The organism is Psychrobacter sp. MES7-P7E (assembly GCF_002863645.1).
Classification (GTDB): domain Bacteria; phylum Pseudomonadota; class Gammaproteobacteria; order Pseudomonadales; family Moraxellaceae; genus Psychrobacter.
On sequence record NZ_PJBU01000115.1, the window covers coordinates 1 to 17,186 of the forward strand.

At 41.4% G+C, this 17,186-nt stretch carries 10 protein-coding genes; 3 read left to right on the forward strand and 7 right to left on the reverse strand.

All coding sequences use genetic code 11. The annotated features are described in order from the left end of the window. The 3 genes from CXF62_RS13205 to CXF62_RS13215 form a co-directional block, all read right to left on the reverse strand. Positions 1–1,782, reverse strand: a 1,782-nt coding sequence (locus CXF62_RS13205) for a hypothetical protein (protein WP_102094732.1), incomplete at its 3' end; no start/stop codon positions are given. Between the two features lie 66 nt (positions 1,783–1,848). Beyond that, positions 1,849–2,313, reverse strand: a complete 465-nt coding sequence (locus CXF62_RS13210) for a hypothetical protein (protein ID WP_102094733.1) — start codon at positions 2,311–2,313, stop codon at positions 1,849–1,851. Between the two features lie 269 nt (positions 2,314–2,582). After that, the gene (locus tag CXF62_RS13215; RefSeq protein ID WP_145990560.1) at positions 2,583–4,439 is read right to left on the reverse strand and encodes a hypothetical protein; all 1,857 of its coding nucleotides are present in this window, start codon (positions 4,437–4,439) and stop codon (positions 2,583–2,585) included. Between the two features lie 386 nt (positions 4,440–4,825). On the opposite strand from CXF62_RS13215, the gene aceE reads away from it, so the two are divergent. Together aceE and CXF62_RS13225 are read left to right on the forward strand one after the other, a co-directional pair. Further along, a complete protein-coding gene (gene aceE, locus CXF62_RS13220; protein ID WP_102094735.1) occupies positions 4,826–7,636 on the forward strand; it encodes a pyruvate dehydrogenase (acetyl-transferring), homodimeric type in 2,811 nt (936 codons plus the stop codon). Positions 7,637–7,664: 28 nt separating this feature from the next. Continuing rightward, positions 7,665–9,383, forward strand: a complete 1,719-nt coding sequence (locus CXF62_RS13225; RefSeq protein WP_102094736.1) for a 2-oxo acid dehydrogenase subunit E2 — start codon at positions 7,665–7,667, stop codon at positions 9,381–9,383. Positions 9,384–9,580: 197 nt separating this feature from the next. Here the strand turns inward: CXF62_RS13225 and CXF62_RS13230 are convergent, their stop codons facing one another. Further along, positions 9,581–10,213: an OmpW/AlkL family protein gene (locus CXF62_RS13230; RefSeq protein ID WP_102094737.1), complete on the reverse strand. Its 633-nt coding sequence runs from the start codon at positions 10,211–10,213 to the stop codon at positions 9,581–9,583. Between the two features lie 697 nt (positions 10,214–10,910). Between CXF62_RS13230 and CXF62_RS13235 the strand changes: the two genes are divergently transcribed. Further along, positions 10,911–11,894: an ion transporter gene (locus CXF62_RS13235; protein ID WP_102094738.1), complete on the forward strand. Its 984-nt coding sequence runs from the start codon at positions 10,911–10,913 to the stop codon at positions 11,892–11,894. 127 nt (positions 11,895–12,021) lie between these two features. On the opposite strand, the gene CXF62_RS13240 is transcribed toward CXF62_RS13235, so the two are convergent. From CXF62_RS13240 to CXF62_RS13250, 3 genes are all read right to left on the reverse strand, one after another. Beyond that, on the reverse strand, positions 12,022–12,669 hold the full coding sequence (locus CXF62_RS13240; RefSeq protein ID WP_102094739.1) for a TerD family protein: 648 nt from the start codon (positions 12,667–12,669) through the stop codon (positions 12,022–12,024). 97 nt (positions 12,670–12,766) lie between these two features. Then, positions 12,767–13,909 carry a helix-turn-helix transcriptional regulator gene (locus CXF62_RS13245; RefSeq protein WP_102094740.1) on the reverse strand — a complete coding sequence of 381 codons (1,143 nt, stop codon included), beginning with the start codon at positions 13,907–13,909 and terminating at the stop codon, positions 12,767–12,769. Positions 13,910–14,136: 227 nt separating this feature from the next. After that, the gene (locus tag CXF62_RS13250; protein WP_102094741.1) at positions 14,137–16,977 is read right to left on the reverse strand and encodes an ATP-binding protein; all 2,841 of its coding nucleotides are present in this window, start codon (positions 16,975–16,977) and stop codon (positions 14,137–14,139) included. Between the last annotated feature and the right edge of the window lie 209 nt (positions 16,978–17,186).

Below are 17,186 nucleotides of genomic sequence, written 5' to 3' on the forward strand. Positions count from 1 at the left end.
ATCCACTGCGCCGTTACAGTTTGTGTCTATGACTTGTTTTTTACTCAACAGTAGTCCTCTTACATAAGTATTGTCAGTTACTACTCGAGCACCTTCTGTTGGCACACTATTATCATTACCTGGTGCAAGTGGTACTAACGTTACGATAGTAGTTTCACTTGGCGTATTGTTAGTAGTATTGATAATGGCATTTGAAGAGACAACGTTGTACTTTATCGTTGCTGTGCCGTTAGCAGGTATGCCAGCAGGGAAAGCGCTGAAAATATCATATGTATTGCCGCCTACTGTGGTAGGAGAAATGTCTTTTGTGACAGTACCTATCGTTACGGTTACATCTCTGACTTGAGTATTTGCACGTTTACCAATGTTTACGTCTGTATCAGTAGTATCTCCAGTGATAGTGAACGTTAGCTCACCTGATACATCGCCTTCAACCTGATCGCCAGAGTTAGTAATAACTGACTCGTAGTTGGCTCGAGTTGTTCCATTTGTGGTTACTGGAATTTCTTTGGTAGCTGATCCCTCAATCTTTAATCCACGCTTAGTGGTTATTAAAGATTGTGCATAGTCACTACCAACAGTAGTTGGCACAGTACCATTTAAAGTCTCTGAATCACTACCACTAGGATAGTATGTGCCAGTAGTCTGAGCAGGATCGTCTTGAGTGCCAGCAGGGCTAGCATTAGTACTATCTATCACTTTACTAGTGTTAGTTGTATTTGCAGTATCGTCTAAGAGGTCTTCAACTCGGACATGGTTGACTGTAGAAGCAGCTAATACCGTCGTTGCATCAATTCTTTGGACTTTGAAAACGATAGTAATGGTGCTACCAACTTTCAAATTCGCACCGTCAATTGTAAAACCATTAGGAACTGAGCTTGAAGTACTAGTCGTAGTTGTAGTACCTACAGAATCACTACTTGTGGAGTTAGTGACAGTAATTGGTTGTAAGGTACTACCGTTTGCTGTTGCTAGTTTCAATCCAGCGGGTAAAATATCTACGATTTTGATATTTTTAGCATCAGATGCATAAGTTGCGCTACCGTCATTTTTTACAGTAATAGTATATTCTGCTGTATCGTTAATATTGTTAAGATCTAAAGAGTTTGTTACTCTCTTTACGATACTGAATACTGGTAGTTTAGTAATTGAATCATCGTTGTTAGTGATTTTCTCGTTACCAGTAACTTTGTCTTTAGATAAGTAATCACTAGTAGCAGATAGGGTTAAATCTGTAGTAGCACCACCCTTATTACCTGAAGTTTTTTCACTGATTACAATTGAAGATACATCACCAGCTTTAAGGATAATAGTGGCATTGGCAAAATCAGCACCTGACTGATTGGTTACTGTGACTAAGTCGCCAGCAGTATTACGCGTTTGGTAAGTAACTGTTATATTGGCAAGCTGTGTAGCATCTACACTACCTAAGTCCATATCATAACTATCAGTAAAGTTACCACCATTGGTCAAAGTATGATTATAGGTAATAGTACCGTTAGGAATAACAGCTATGCCTTTATTAGTATTAACGTCATTATCGCCATCAATATTAGTAGCCACTAATGAGAATTTAACTGTTTCAGTAATACTAATTACTACTGGGTTTGAATCAACTTTCTGCTGCTCTTGACCTCCAACAAAGTAGGTTGCTGAGGCAACGTTCGTAATAGAAGCAGAGCCTGCAGTAGATTGTTCACCTGCGATAGCACCCGTAGATACGCCCATCAGCGCAGCCACACCGACAGCAAGCAAACTATAATTAAAAGTATTTGATTTCATGTAATGCTCCAGAATTAAGATTAGAAATTGAAACGTTAAAAGGGTGAAGGTTTAATATCTGTTGAACTAATTAACGGTAGTATTGAGAGCAACAGCCGCTGCTTTCTTCGCTGGTAAGAGTCTGATATTCCAACGTAGCGTACGGTATTCAGAATATGGAACCTTGACCATCTTGCCATCGACATTTCTCATCAAAGGCATGTCAGCGTAGTTCTTACCATCAGTGCTAGCTTGTGCGCTCGCAGGCATCGCATCACCGGTAAATGTCATGTTTGCAGGGATAGGTAGCGTTACCATCAAGTCGTTAATATCTTTATTAACGGTATTGGTATAATTCGCTTTATACTGAATCACAGTACCTGCTGGTGCAGTACGTACTGGCGTATAGACTACTTTACCTTCTGCATTCTTTATGACTTGATTAGCTGTTAGCTCCATTTTTAGAGCATCATCAGCATGCGCTATGTTTAGTAAGCAAGTAGAAGCTACGGTTGCTAATAAAACACTACGTAAAATCTTGAAACGTTTCATATAAAATCCTTTCTTAGAGCATTACTATCATTAGGGTTTTGATGTTTTGGGTTGTAGTAAAACTGTCTACAATTTGATATGAGTATTATTTGTAGAAAGCACATATTTTTTCATTAATCTATTGTCACGCAACCAATACAATTATTCATTACAAAGACGACAAATGGCAATTCAAGGTAGCCAAACGGTAAAAGCCCTGTCTGGGTAGACAGGGCTTTTTAAGGTCAAAGAGAAAGTTAGTGATAATTCAAAGTTGCAAGAGAGAATAGCTACTGAGCGTTTACAGTAGTGCCATATTTGGTATTGAAATATAGCGTGGCTTTGGTAGGGGTTGATCCAATAGGTTTATTTAAGTTAAACAGCTCAGAAGTAATAGTACCTGTTGGTAGAGTTGTGCCAGTATAGAGAGAAGTAGGATCTCCCTTAGGAACTGGCAAGGCGAAAACAGAGGTTACCAAGTTGGTTTGCGACTTTACCTGTAATTGATCGTTTATTTGAATCTCCTTTAAATCAACATGACCTCGGTTATAAGCTTCTATTCTATAAGCGATACACTTACCAGGTTCCACATCACTAGTGGGTGACTTAATACTGAAACCATTTATTGGGTTATCTGGCTGAGGGTTTGCGACAACGGTTGAGAAGTTCAGGGCATTATTACAAGTATGAACATACTGCGACTTAATAAGCACTAAAGAGGCGTTATTCGCCTGCACTTCACCAAAGTCTAAGTTGTTATAGGCATAAATATTGGTTGTTAGCGAAACTTCTTTATTATCTGAAGTCGTATCTATAATGTAGTCCCATATACTTGGCTCGCTCTCTATCAAACAAACCTTGGTTCTATTCTCTAGCTTACTAGCAGCTACTGTGAAGCTATACTTACCTCTGGAGGATGAGCTGTCAGAAACAGTTTGCGGATTTGGTGAAATAGTTGAAATACTATTACCATTACAGTCTGTTAAAAGTATATTTAACTTACTATCATATATTCCTAGCTCATCGGAGCTGTCATAAATCCCGTTAAAGTATTTACTATTACCTACAAACTTACTAGTAATATCTTGCTTAGTACCTGCATCAGCAGCGATGCCTCCATTATCATTGAATACAATGCCTGAGAAAATAGAGTTAGGCGTATGGCAATAGTTCTCTAAGCGTACATCGATGACCTGTCCGGATGGGTTAGTAATTGTGCTTGCGTTGCTGTAGCGCAATGTAACTGACTTAACAGGATCACTAAAATAAATAGAACCTTGACAACTTGTATCAAGTGCGTCTGTACAGTTGAAAGTATTAGTACTGTCAGCAGGTAGTCTTAACCCTTTGAAAGTATCAGATCCTATACTAGAGGTGTTGAACTCTATACTAGAACCACCTATGGTCTGAAACGTACTATTAATTGCCCCATTTTTTGTGATACCAGTAACTTTGACGTAGTCGTTCCAACCATTACTTGAGGAACTAGAACTAGTAATAGCTTTATCAATATCGAAGATGCTAAGTGCAACATTATTTAAAAATAGAGCTTCACCAGTTTCACTGTTTTGAAAATTAAATGTTATGTCACTATATGAAGTTGAATTAGGAAAATCCCTGACAAACCGGATTGCTTGATTGGCAGTAGTTCCTGATAAGCTAGTAGATGCAACTGTAGTATTGCTAGATTCCTTCGTGCTTAATTGTATTTGAAGAGGTATATTCGCAGAGCCATCGGTAGTCATATAACTACCATTACTTGCTAACAGTCTTGCATAGTCAAGATTAGATAAGCTACCTTTAGTTGTATTATTGGAGCAAGTATCTTTAGCAATAGGATGTATTACGAAGGCAAAAGATGTATTACTAACTAATAGACAAGTAGCAGTAAATATCAGTATTGCTGCTTGGTGTATATATTTATCGAATAAGTTCGAAGCTACTAAGTTTAAAAAGCGTTGAATTTGAAGCATATTACTTATCCTATAAACTAAAAACCAAGATGCATACTTATTTATATGCCAATTTTCTACTATTGATATAAATGTATATATTACGTATCTCAATATAGTAATCAATGTTCTTATAAAAATCATATTAAATAGATGAATGGCGTTTTTGTCATGACCAGTTACCGTATGTTGCATAGTCAAGTAATCATATTCCACAAAGCTATCAATTAATAATATTTACCTAACAACTAATCATTATTTATTTAAAAAATACTTGTTATTTCATCATTTCTCTACAGCCATAAACAACTTAACCGTAAAAGCTTATAATGGAATGTCATAGTCAAATAATGATTAAACGAATAGCTATAGCATTATGACGGTTTGGCAGATGTGTTGATTTGATGCATTTGTCGATATGAATAATACTATTTTTATAATAAAGCTGTATATCATCGCACAAAACAATGGAATGCTTGGACGTAGCAAGGATGTCGTAAGTAAACCAATCTCTCATCATGCATTTTTCAATGAAGCCCTGCCATTAGGTAGGTATGACTGATATAAAAGGATTAACAAGAATGAATTATTATAAGGATGCTGATAGCACCGAAACTCAGGAATGGCTGGCAGCCTTTGAGTCTGTGGTTAAACACGCAGACAAGGACCGTGCTCAGTTCCTCCTAAAAGCCTTATACAATATGGCAGTTCAAGAAGGACTGCCGTTCAACAGACTAGACACTGCGTACGTCAATAGTATCGCTGTTGAAGACGAGCCAATGTACCCAGGCGATCTAGGCATGGAGCGTAAGATACGTGCGCTAATTCGTTATAACGCACTCGCCATGGTCATGCGTGCCAATAAAAACGACGATGATCTAGGTGGTCACTTAGCGACATTCGCCTCTAGTGCGACACTTTATGAAACGGGTTTTAACCATTTTTTCCGCGCCGCTAGCGATCACTTCGGTGGTGACATGATCTATTATCAAGGTCACTCAGCACCAGGTATCTATGCACGCTCTTATCTAGAAGGTCGTTTGACCGAAGATCAGCTTGATAATTTCCGTCGTGAAGTAGGCGGCAAAGGTCTATCAAGCTATCCGCATCCATATCTAATGCCGGATTACTGGCAGTTCCCAACGGTATCGATGGGACTTGGCCCAATCATGTCTATCTATCACGCCCATGTACATCGCTATATGGAAAATCGTGGCTTGCTAGAAAAAGAAGGTCGTAAGATTTGGACATTCTTGGGTGATGGTGAAACGGATGAGCCAGAAAGCTTAGGGGCTATTTCTCTTGCTGGTCGTGAGAAGCTGGACAACCTAATCTGGGTAGTCAACTGTAACTTGCAGCGTCTTGATGGTCCAGTTCGTGGTAACGGTAAGATTATTCAAGAACTAGAATCAGTATTCCGCGGCGCAGGCTGGCGTGTGATTAAAGTTATTTGGGGTGGTAACTGGGATTCACTACTTGGTAAAGATCATACGGGTGTGCTCAAACAACGTATGGAAGAAGTGGTAGATGGTGAGTATCAGTTATATGAGGCGCGTACGCCTGAATTTACTCGCAAAGAGTTCTTTGGTAAATATCCAGAGCTAGAAGAAATGGCAGATGCGTTGACTGACGAAGAAATCTCACGTCTGAACCGCGGTGGCCATGATCCTGTTAAAGTTTACGCTGCCTTTAGCGAAGCTATGAAAACCAAAGGCCAGCCAACGGTTATTTTGGTTAAAACTGTCAAAGGTTATGGTTTGTCTACCCAAACGCAAGCAGTCAACAAATCGCATCAGGTGAAGAAGCTTGATCAAGAAGCGTTGATGTATTTCCGTGATCGTTTTGATTTGCCATTTACTGATGAGCAGTTAGAGACTCTACCGTTCTACCGCCCTGAAGAAGGTTCGGCGGAGATGAAGTATCTTAAAGGTCGTCGTGAGTCGTTAGGTGGTCATCTGCCAAACCGTCGTAGTGGTCATATCCCACTGAATATCCCTGAACTATCAATGTTTGATCGGGTATTAAAAGGCAGCAATGGTAAAGAACAATCTACGACCATGGTATTTGTGCGCTTGCTATCTGCGATGCTTAAAAACAAAGACATCCAAGATCGCGTCGTACCAATTGTACCTGACGAAGCACGTACTTTCGGTCTAGAAGGTATGTTCCGTCAGTTAGGTATCTACTCAGCTGTTGGTCAAAAATATACGCCAGAAGACAGTGAAGCGTTGATGGGCTATAAAGAAGCTATCGATGGTCACATGTTAGAAGAAGGTATCAACGAAGCAGGCGCAATGAGTACTTGGATTGCATTAGCAACCAGTTATTCTGTGAACGCATTACCGATGATTCCGATGTATATCTATTACTCAATGTTTGGTTTCCAACGTGTGGGCGATTTGGCTTGGGCGGCAGGTGATTGTCAAGCACAGGGCTTCTTGTTAGGTGCTACTGCTGGTCGTACGACACTTAATGGCGAAGGCTTACAGCATCAAGATGGTCATTCACAGATTCTATTCAATGTCGTGCCAAACTGTGTCAGCTATGATCCTTGCTTTGGTTATGAGCTAGCTGTGGTTATGCATGACGGTCTACGCCGTATGTATGGTGAAGGTGAGCGTGTCTATTATTACTTGACGTTGATGAATGAAAACTACGAGCAACCTGCTATGCCAGAAGGTGCCGAAGAAGGTATCAAACGTGGTATGTACTTGCTTGAAGACAATGGTTCAACACAAGTACAGCTATTAGGTTCTGGTGTTATCTTACGCGAAGTACAAAAAGCATCACAGATATTAAAAGACGAGTTCAATATTACGTCTAACGTCTGGAGTGTAACCAGCTTTAATGAGTTGACTCGTGATGGCATGGTTTGTGATGACTACAATCGTCTACATCCAATGGATGAAGAGAAAGTGCCTTGGGTTACTGAGCAATTAGCACCACACGAAGGTATTGTGGTCGCAGCGACAGATTATATGCGTAACTATTCAGAGCAAATCCGTGCTTGGTTACCAGATAACCGTCCTTATACGACTCTGGGTACCGATGGTTATGGCCGTTCTGATACGCGCGAAAACCTACGTAGTTTCTTCAACGTTGATGCGGCGCATATTGTTGTGGCAACGCTTAAACGTCTAGCCGATGAAGGCGAAGTTGAGATGCGTTTGGTTAAAGACGCGATTTCAAGCTTAGGTATCGATGTGGATCATCCACCTGCATGGCAACAGCAGTCTTACTATGATCAGTCTCCAGATGCACCAGCGCCAGGTAACGTAAATCCAAATCCTGTACCTGAATTTATCGCTGAAGACGATGATGAAATCAGTAATGAAGGCCGTGCTGAAGATCAAGCAGATGCAAACGTACTTGATGATAAAGATGTCAAATAATAATAACCATAAGACGAGGAAATAAATCATGGACATTAAAGCCCCCGATTTAGGTGTGGATAGCGCCGAAGTCAGCGAGATTATGGTAGAAGTTGGTGATGTCATTGCAAAAGACGACAACATTGTATTATTAGAATCTGACAAAGCATCGGTTGAAGTACCAAGCTCTGCTGCTGGTAAAGTAACTAAGATTAGCGTTGCTATCGGTGATCAAGTTAGCGAAGGTATGGTGCTGATTGAGCTTGAAAGTGCAGAGGATAGCGCAGAAAGCAACGATGACAATGCCGCTGAAAAGCAAGAAGCGAACAGCCCAGACGATACTAAACCAGAATCAAAACCTGAACCTGCTGCAACTGAATCAAAGCAATCAGAGTCTGCTGCCAAGCCAGACGCTAATGCTGGTAAAGCAACTACTCATGCGCTACCTGATTTAGGTGTTGATGAGGCACAAGTTTCTGAAATCATGGTGAGCGTTGGTGATACTGTTAGCGCTGAACAGTCGATTTTGCTAATCGAATCAGACAAAGCTTCGGTTGAAGTACCAGCACCAGTTGCCGGTAAGATTGAAAAAATCTTGGTTGAAGCAGGTGATATGGTTGCTAATGGTCAGGACTTTATCGTCATCATGGCAAGTGGTGCAGATGATGCTAGTGATAGTGAATATGAAGCTCCTAAGCTACAAGAGTCAGCACCAGCTAAAACAGAAGATAAATCAGCTGCTAAAACTACTGGTGAGCCAAAACAAGCTGCCAAAACGACTAATACTAATACAGCTGCTAGCAAAACAGAGGGTAAATTAACTGAAGCACAGGTCAATGAAAAATTGGTTGATGTGTATGCAGGTCCTGCTGTTCGCAAGCTAGCGCGTCAGTTAGGTGTGGATATCACACAAGTGAATGGTTCAGCTCTAAATGATCGCATTCTAAAAGAAGACTTGTTTGCACATGTTAAAAACAGTCTAACCAAGCAAAAAGCGGCACCTGTGAGCAGTAATCCTGTTAGCTCAGGTCTACCGAAGCTGCCTGACATGAGTAATGCTGAGATCTGGGGTGAAACAGAAACACAAGACCTCAGCCGCTTGCAGAAAGTCTCGATACCACAGCTCAACTACAATACTTTGCTACCGCAAGTAACGCAGTTCGATCTGTCTGATATCACTGAGACCGAAAAACTACGCGGTGAGTTAAAAGGTGGCATGAAAGCTGAAGGTGTTGGCTTTACTATCTTGGCCTTTGTGGTTAAAGCAACTGCTTACGCGTTGACCCAGCATCCACGATTCAACAGTCATTTGAGCGATGACAATACTCAGGTTATATTGCGTAAAAGTGTCAATATGGGTATTGCTGTGGCAACAGATGATGGTCTTATTGTACCGGTTATCAAAAACGTACAAGATAAAGGCCTGAAGCAAATTGCGATTGAGATCGGCGAGCTTGCAGTAAAAGCTCGTGATAAGAAGCTCAGCACCAAAGATTTGCAAGGGGCAAGCTTTACCATATCGAGCCAAGGTAATCTAGGTGGTACGGCATTTACGCCACTAGTTAATTGGCCACAAGTTGGTATTTTAGGTGTCTCTGAAGCAAGTATGCAGCCACGTTGGGATGCTAAGACACAAAGCTTTGAGCCACGTTTGATGCTCCCACTGTCTTTGTCTTATGACCACCGTGTGATCAATGGCGCAGACGCTGCTGTATTTACTCGTTATATCGCAACGCTATTAGCGGACCCACGTCGTATCTTAATCTAAAGCTAGCTAGCAATAAAAAAAGACTGCCCACGGGTGGTCTTTTTTTATGGAGATTACTTTTTTCTTGTAGGTTATTAGCTGTTTTTATAAATAATTGCTTAATAGTTAGAGTAGACAAACGGCAGTAGCCGTAATTAATAAGCACAAAAAAGCCAGCTATCAAGCTGGCTCTTATTACGCATGGTATCTTTACTAATTTAGAACTGTTTAACGAATGCTACGCCATATACCCAAGGGCTAATGTCGATTTCACCAATATCATTATCATCTAAAGTAGCATCGGTTTTGATGTCCTTGTAGCGCGCATCGATACGGAAGTATTCTGTTGGCGCAAAAGGAATATCAAGACCAACATGACCAGCCACGCCAACACTATCATCAAGTTCTAAATCACCGCCAGTAGAGACTCTTTCTTTAAAGAAAGTCGTGTAGTTCACACCAACACCAATGAAAGGCTTGATATTCATTGGCATATTTTCATAGTCAAAGTGATACTGTACGGAAAGCGTCGGTGGTAAATGCTGAGTTTTACCTGTAAGTTCAGTACCAGCAGCATCAGTTAATGTAAAATCATGATGGAAGGGAAGGGCCGCTAGTAGTTCGACACCAACGTTGTTAGCGATAAAGTATTCACCACTGATAGTAGGACGTACATCACCGTCAACATCAACAGAGTAATCAGTACCACCTGCATTGACCGTGCCATTATCACTTTTCGGATCAACATAGTGCGCACCGGCAGCAATTGACCAAGTGCCAGCAGGGACTGCAAAAGCAGTTGTCATTGTAAGTGCAGCAGCAGTAGCTAAAACTAGGGATTGTAGTTTCATCATTTCATTCCTTAACGTAATAAAAAATTATCAGCAGTTTGCTAATGAGGGATGGCATTAGCTACTGATACATAATGTCATGATTAAAGTTTAATCTGTAACATTTAATCTCTATTATAATACGAAAATCATTATTGTTGGTAAGGTTTTAAATATAAATTAGCAATGTTTCTGCAATAAATTACATTTACGTGTAATTCAATTGTCTACAGTCTATAATTAAACACAACAAAAGCTGCTTTTTAAGTAAGTGTCATTGACGTAAGTCGGTATCTCTTATTTACGATTCAACAAGAGGTGCAATATATTATGCTTGGCTATTGCAGTAACTCCCCTCTACGCTGTACGAATGCGCGTACGATGAAAATACTGAATCAGGTAGACTCTTGTTGTCCTGAATGTCACTTGTTTTTGATACCTGCGCAGGATATAAGTCAGCAGCTTCGTAGTTACGAGCAATTCTTAAGGTTCTCTATGCTATTGATTGTGTTTATACTGTTGGTATCAATCTATATTTATTATTTATATTTTGTTTAGTCAGCTGATGATATCAATACCCAACACCCAACACACCAGTTTTTATCAGAAAACCTATTAAGTGAGAATGCGGATTATTGTGAATAAGCCTTGCAAGTAGTTTATGATAGTTGCTTAATTTTATTAATACTAAATCGGTATACCACTATATAGGGCTGGCATGTTATTCCAATCTATACGGCGCTTGCGTCATTTTGTTTATGATATTTTACAAAATGAAGAACATGACACGTTATTTAGCCGTTACGTTGATTATTTTCTTATATTTCTAATTATGACTAACGTAGCGGCTGTGATAGCAGAGTCTGTCGATCAGTGGTACTACCCTTATCAAGATTACTTCACCTTATTCGAAAACTTCTCTATCATTGTTTTCTCTATTGAGTACTTACTACGTCTGTGGAGTGTGGCTGAAGCAAAGCCCGATAATACAACATGGAAACAGCGATGGGATTGGCTCAGAAGTCCATCCGCATTGATTGATTTAGTAGCCATCGTGCCCGCCTTTTTGAATTTCTTTGTCAACATTGATTTGCGTTTCTTACGTATTTTACGTTTATTTCGAATTCTAAAATTGACTCGTTATTTTGCCTCAATGCGCATCTTGCTAGTCGTTATTAGTAAGGAGCGAGGCTCATTTCAGGCTGTTATCTTTATTCTCATTATTATGATTGTGACCGCCTCTAGCGGCATTTATCTGGTAGAGAATCACGCACAGCCAGACGAGTTTGAGTCCATACCTAAAGCGATGTGGTGGGCTGTGGTGACACTGACAACCGTAGGCTACGGAGATGTCACGCCAATTACTAATGCTGGCAAAATATTGGGTGCTATCATTACGATATTGGGTGTGGGTCTTGCCGCACTACCGGCTGGTATTCTAGCGACAGGATTAGCGAATGAACTGGCTCAGCGCCGTGAAGAGCTTGAACAGCATTTTCGTGAGCAGCTCATTGATAGTGACTTTGATTTGGTACAGAATCAGATGATGATTGATAAAATTCGTCGAGAGCTAGGTTTAGATAAAGAGCAGGCACAAAATATTGTTTTACAGGTACTTCGAGAGCAAGAGCTTGAACGGCGTGAGAAGGAAGTTGAAACGCGCCAAAAGAACTTCTGTCCGCATTGCGGTGAAGTTTTATAGCGAAGTATGAGATGATTTAGAATAGATAGGTTTTTAGTAGTTAATTACAGCTAATGCTTTACTCATAAAAAGAGGTCTTGTGTTTACATAGCACAAGACCTCTTTTATATGCGATTACTAACTGCTCTTATATTCCCTGAGGGATAGGCAATGCACGTGCTAACTCATGAGCCACTTCTTGTGCTGCATTTGCTAGACCCTCTGCAGTGAGTGGTAAGTTTTGCAATGTTAAGTGCCAGTCGTCAACAGATCGACGCAAATGCGCTACCCATAACGTCGTGCAGTCGCGTGGGAGCTGCTTAAGGTTTACCTCAAAACAACGGTTTCCTTCATCGTCACTCAGATGAATTTCGCCTTTTTTCACCCTAGAGAACGAATGACCGTGGTATGAGTTGGCGATTAAACCAATATGAGTAATATGAGCAGGAATTTTTTCGAGTTCCAATCTGATTTGCTCTTGATCAAGCGGGGCAAGATACATGGCTTGTTCACCGCGATCCTTACCATTTAAGCTGTCACCTTGATGCTTGACCGACTCAGCTTTATCTCGTAATTGCTTAAACCAAACGATGTCACTGATGACGCAATTGTCATCATATAACACACAAGCCAAATCAATATCCATCGCGCTTTGATTTTTCTTAAAACGCTTAAACATGCCTTTTGGCTCAATTTTGGTAAATTCATAATTGAGTGCAAAGAACAACGTTCCTGCGTCTAGTCCCAGTCCTCGTAAACTATCTGACAACAGTGGTGATGGGGCAGTGGTCAACATAACTTTCCTTTTTTATTCTTAGTTTTTAACCGTTATCTAGATTTGGTGTTTGCTTACTTAAGGCGTGCGGATGTTAGCCTATCTCAGGTCAGTGATGTCACTCACTGATTGCTGTCGAAGACTTATCTAATACTGCTTGATAAAGTAGTTCAGGCTTAGCATCTAATAACCCACTACCAAATCCACGTAGCCACCAGACCAGCTGTGAGGTTAAATTAACAGTAGCCTTTACAGTAAGGGTGTTATCCTCATTTAGCGTCACGGTTTGATCGTCATTAAGCTTACTTTCGGTCAGACTCTTACCAGCTTGCCTAGTGAATCTAAGCTCAACAGCGGTATTCTTGCCACGCTCGTCCAATTCGCCAAACAGTGGGTGACTAAAGCCCATGCTACCTTCATCCAAATAGGTATCGAGTTGAAAGTTCTCTGGTGTTTTTGCAGCGGTTTCGAGAATCTCAACACTATCAAAACGATGTAAAGCAAAGGTGCGAATGATGGCTTCTGGATCGTCAGTACGAGTTGCCAGCAGATAGATAATCACGCCGCGCTGGATAATTGCGATTGGATTTAGGATATATTCGCTGGCTTGTAATTTGTTGCTACGAGTATAACAAGCATGGATTTGCAGCTGATAAAATAGCGCGTGGTAAATATTGTCTTTACTGTCCAAATCTATATCTGGTGCGATGAGTGGCTGTGTGGCAGGCTCAATACGCACTCTGTCTATCCAAGAGTGGGTCACTTTGCTGTTCTTGAGCTGTCGCCGTGCTAAGTCAAACCAAGGAAATAATTCATCTAAGATAACAGGTGGCAGTAACTGGGTCAGATTGGCCTCGACCATATTAAAAGCAACCGCTTGTGATAAGTTCATATGCGGCAAGCTTTGCAATGGGGCGTCTTCTTTCCAGCGCCAACCCTGAGGATTGGCATTGTTTTTTTCGATAGGGAAGCGTTTGGCAAGGGCGTTCAAATCGCGTTGGACAGTACGTAGGCTGATATCGAAGCCTGCCATCATCAGCTGCTCATAAATATGCGTGGTGCCTACCCAGCGATTGCGCTGCAGCTGTGATAGTACCTGCCATTGCCGAGCAGTCGTTGCCGCACCATGTCGATTGTCACTGATATTGGCAGCATTGGCCTCTTTTGAGGTACCAGTGTCTACAGCTGCAAGCGCACCTGCCTGCTCACTAGGATTGGACTGAGCTTGGATGTTATCAGCATCAGTAGGATGTACAGTCATTAAGAGATACCCTTTATGAAGTTACAAGTCGGTTTCTGGCACGATATTGCTCGATCAGGAACCGTTAATCATCGCAGAAAAGCAGCGTAGCGTCTAGCGACGTTCATGCATGCGTATGTTTATTTGATGGTTGCTATTCGATGATAGCTGCTCGATCTAGCTGTAGATACAACGATAAATCTAGTCGAACAGCAATGTGCGTGCGTATCGGCAGTACCGTTCAAATTTTAATTGCCATCCTCATCGACAGCTGTTGTCTCGCTATCGTTTAGGGTGTCATCAATAGGCTTAGCATCGCTTTGCTTGCTACTTTCTTCACTGCTTTTCTCATTGATTCTCTCACCTTTACGCTTTTCTTTTATTCTCTTATTTTCTTTCTTTTGACGTTTTTCTTTACGATTTTTCTTCGCTTTCTTTTTGGACTTTTCATCATCGAGGTCGTCAGTGCTTTCCTGGTTTTCATCCCACAGCATCAGACGGCTTAATACTTTACCAAATAAAGTATCTTTACGATAACGGCCTTTTTTATTCATGGTGTCGATGGGCAAACCAGTCATCAGCGTCAGGGCCTCACTTAGAGTATAGACGCCATAGATATGAAATTTGCCTCTATTTACCACATCGATAATGTCGTCACGTAGCATCAGTTGTTTGACATTGGCCATCGGAATGACAACGCCTTGATCGCCTGTTAGCTCTTGCTCGCGGCAAGCGTCGAAGAAACCTGCGATTTTAGCATTGATGCCACCAACCGCTTGTACTTCGCCTAACTGGTTCATAGATCCAGTAATCGCAAGAGACTGATTGATGGGGACGTTTGCTAACGCGGATAGCAATGCACAGCCTTCGCTAACGGTAGCACTATCGCCATCGATTTGTGCGTAGCTTTGCTCGAATGCCAGTGAGGCACTAAAGTTAAGCGCATGATGTTGACTAAACAACGCGCGCAAATAGCTGGTCATAATCAGCATACCTTTGGCGTGTAAACTACCGCCCAAGTCTACATCACGCTCAATATCAAGAATTTCACCTGTGCCAATATTGGGCTGAATGACCGCAGTAAGCCGTGCTGGCATGCCAAACTCACTATCGGCATAACTAACCACGGTTAATGCATTAACTTGTCCGATAGCATCGCCTTGCGTTTGGATCAGCTGCTGGCCGTTTTTAAGCTCGTCCCAGTATAGATCGCGCAAATATCCTGAACGCTCATCCATGTCATCGATTGCTTGAGTGACATGATCTGCCGTCACCATAGCCTCATTATTTAATCGAGCATGCCGGTTTGATTCATGCAATAGTTTAATCAATAAGTCACTGTGTAGGCTTAAACGATCTTGTTCTTCAGCTTGCAAGCTTAAATGCTCAAGTAACGTAGCTTGCGCACTGCTATTAAACGGATAAAGGTCTGCATAGTCGATGATATCGGCCATTTTTGCGACCAATGCCAATTCATGCTCAGTGGTACGAGGCACATCGTCATGAAAATCAGCTCGGACTTTGAATACGGCATCAAATTCAGGCTCAAGCTCTAGCAGCTCGTAATATAAATCTGCTTCACCTAACAAGATAACCTTGATATCTAAATCAATAGGCGCTGGTGACAGAGACAAGCTACCGGTCAGCGTCAGCATTTGCTCTAGACTTGATAGTTTGATTTTTCGTGATTGTAATGCGCGCTTTAAGCCTTGCCATGCATAAGGATGCTCAAGGACGTGGCTAGCTTCTAACAGTAAATAGCCGCCATTGGCGCGATGTAGCGCACCTGCACGAATCATACTCACGTCAGTGGTTACTGTGCCTAATTGGGTGATTTGCTCGACATGCCCTAACAAATTGAGATGGGTTGGCAAATCCTCAAAGACCACGGGCGCGCCACTGTCAGGTGTGTGACTGACAATAACATTTACTGCATAACGACTGGGCGTCGTAGCCAATACTGCTGTCACAAACTCCTCATCATCGCCATTGACGATACGCTCTACGTGAGTGACCATGTCATCAAATACAGCCTTGAGATATGCTACGACAAGTGGATGAGTCGCAAATTGCTCATAAATAGGAGTAAATAATGGCTGTAAAGCACGTTGGGCAATACTACGATGTAACGACTCGATCTCATCGTTGGCTTCGTCTTCTAGTTGCTCTAAAGCGATGGTCAATTGACTCAGACGCTTTTGCATATGGTTTTTTTGTACAAAGTTATTCAGCTCAGCTTCATACTCATTATTGCCATATGTAGAGTCTTGGTTTTCTTTACTCTCATTATCTTTATTGCTCAAGATATTAACTTTTTCGCTATCATTGAGCCTTTCTGAATCTTTACGATTGCTAGGTATTTTTATTTGCTTGTCATCATCGCTGTTGCTTTCTGTAGGCAGCTGACTAGGATGAACAAATACGGCTTTATTATCGAACGAGCGAAACGTCAATGCTAGGTCATATTGTTTGCCTTCAGCATTAAGCGCGTCATAGGCATGACTTTCTTTTTGATGGGTACTGTTTTTGATGGCTTCAATTTTGCTCTGGTATTGATCACTACGAAAGCGTTGGCTTAAACGCTTTTTTGCTTGCTGCCATAAATTATTAACTTGCTGTTGTAATAGCGAGGCTTGACCAGCTGGTAGACGTAGCGCCAATGGTGTGCGTGGATCGGTAAAATTATGCACATATACCCAATCATCTGGCGTCGGTGCCTCGGCAGCAATACGCGCTAACAGACGACTAATCACGGTACGCTTACCTAAACCGTTCTCACCAGCGGCAAATACATGGTAGCCACTGGCTTTAATATCTAGCGCTGTATGCAATGCTTTAAGCGCGCGTTGTTGGCCGAAACCAACATCTAAGTCAGGCGCAGTACGTGTATCTGTAGGCAACTCATCAGGGTCGCTATAGCGTTTTAATTGCTCAGCGGAAATGCGACAATTTTGCTGAACTTCTATGAAGATAGGGTTTAGGGTATCAGGTGCTGTTTGCTTAGTGTTTTTTGTATCGGTAGCAGGTACTACCATATTGTTAGCGTCTTTTGATACTTGCGATATAGGGGTGTAGGGTTGTTCTGTCATAGGCGTTTGAAAAATCATCTTAAAAAGTATTAAAGGGATATGAGAAGTGATTGGTTTTATCTGTTCAGGCGTATTCTGAGTTTTTTATAATCAATCATGACATCTTACAAGATATAGTCACCTATTAGCGAAGTCATTAAGCGCAGTTTTGTATCATATTTAGACAAATGCCTGAGTAAAACTGGTAAAAAACGAATGAATTAATCAAC

Coding starts and splice junctions, on each gene's coding strand:
- CXF62_RS13245 (WP_102094740.1), bottom strand. CDS start 13,909: ATGACTGTACATCCTACTGATGCTGATAACATCCAAGCTCAGTCCAAT.
- CXF62_RS13240 (WP_102094739.1), bottom strand. CDS start 12,669: ATGTTGACCACTGCCCCATCACCACTGTTGTCAGATAGTTTACGAGGA.
- CXF62_RS13225 (WP_102094736.1), top strand. CDS start 7,665: ATGGACATTAAAGCCCCCGATTTAGGTGTGGATAGCGCCGAAGTCAGC.
- CXF62_RS13250 (WP_102094741.1), bottom strand. CDS start 16,977: ATGACAGAACAACCCTACACCCCTATATCGCAAGTATCAAAAGACGCT.
- CXF62_RS13215 (WP_145990560.1), bottom strand. CDS start 4,439: ATGCAACATACGGTAACTGGTCATGACAAAAACGCCATTCATCTATTT.
- CXF62_RS13210 (WP_102094733.1), bottom strand. CDS start 2,313: ATGAAACGTTTCAAGATTTTACGTAGTGTTTTATTAGCAACCGTAGCT.
- CXF62_RS13230 (WP_102094737.1), bottom strand. CDS start 10,213: ATGAAACTACAATCCCTAGTTTTAGCTACTGCTGCTGCACTTACAATG.
- aceE (WP_102094735.1), top strand. CDS start 4,826: ATGAATTATTATAAGGATGCTGATAGCACCGAAACTCAGGAATGGCTG.
- CXF62_RS13235 (WP_102094738.1), top strand. CDS start 10,911: ATGTTATTCCAATCTATACGGCGCTTGCGTCATTTTGTTTATGATATT.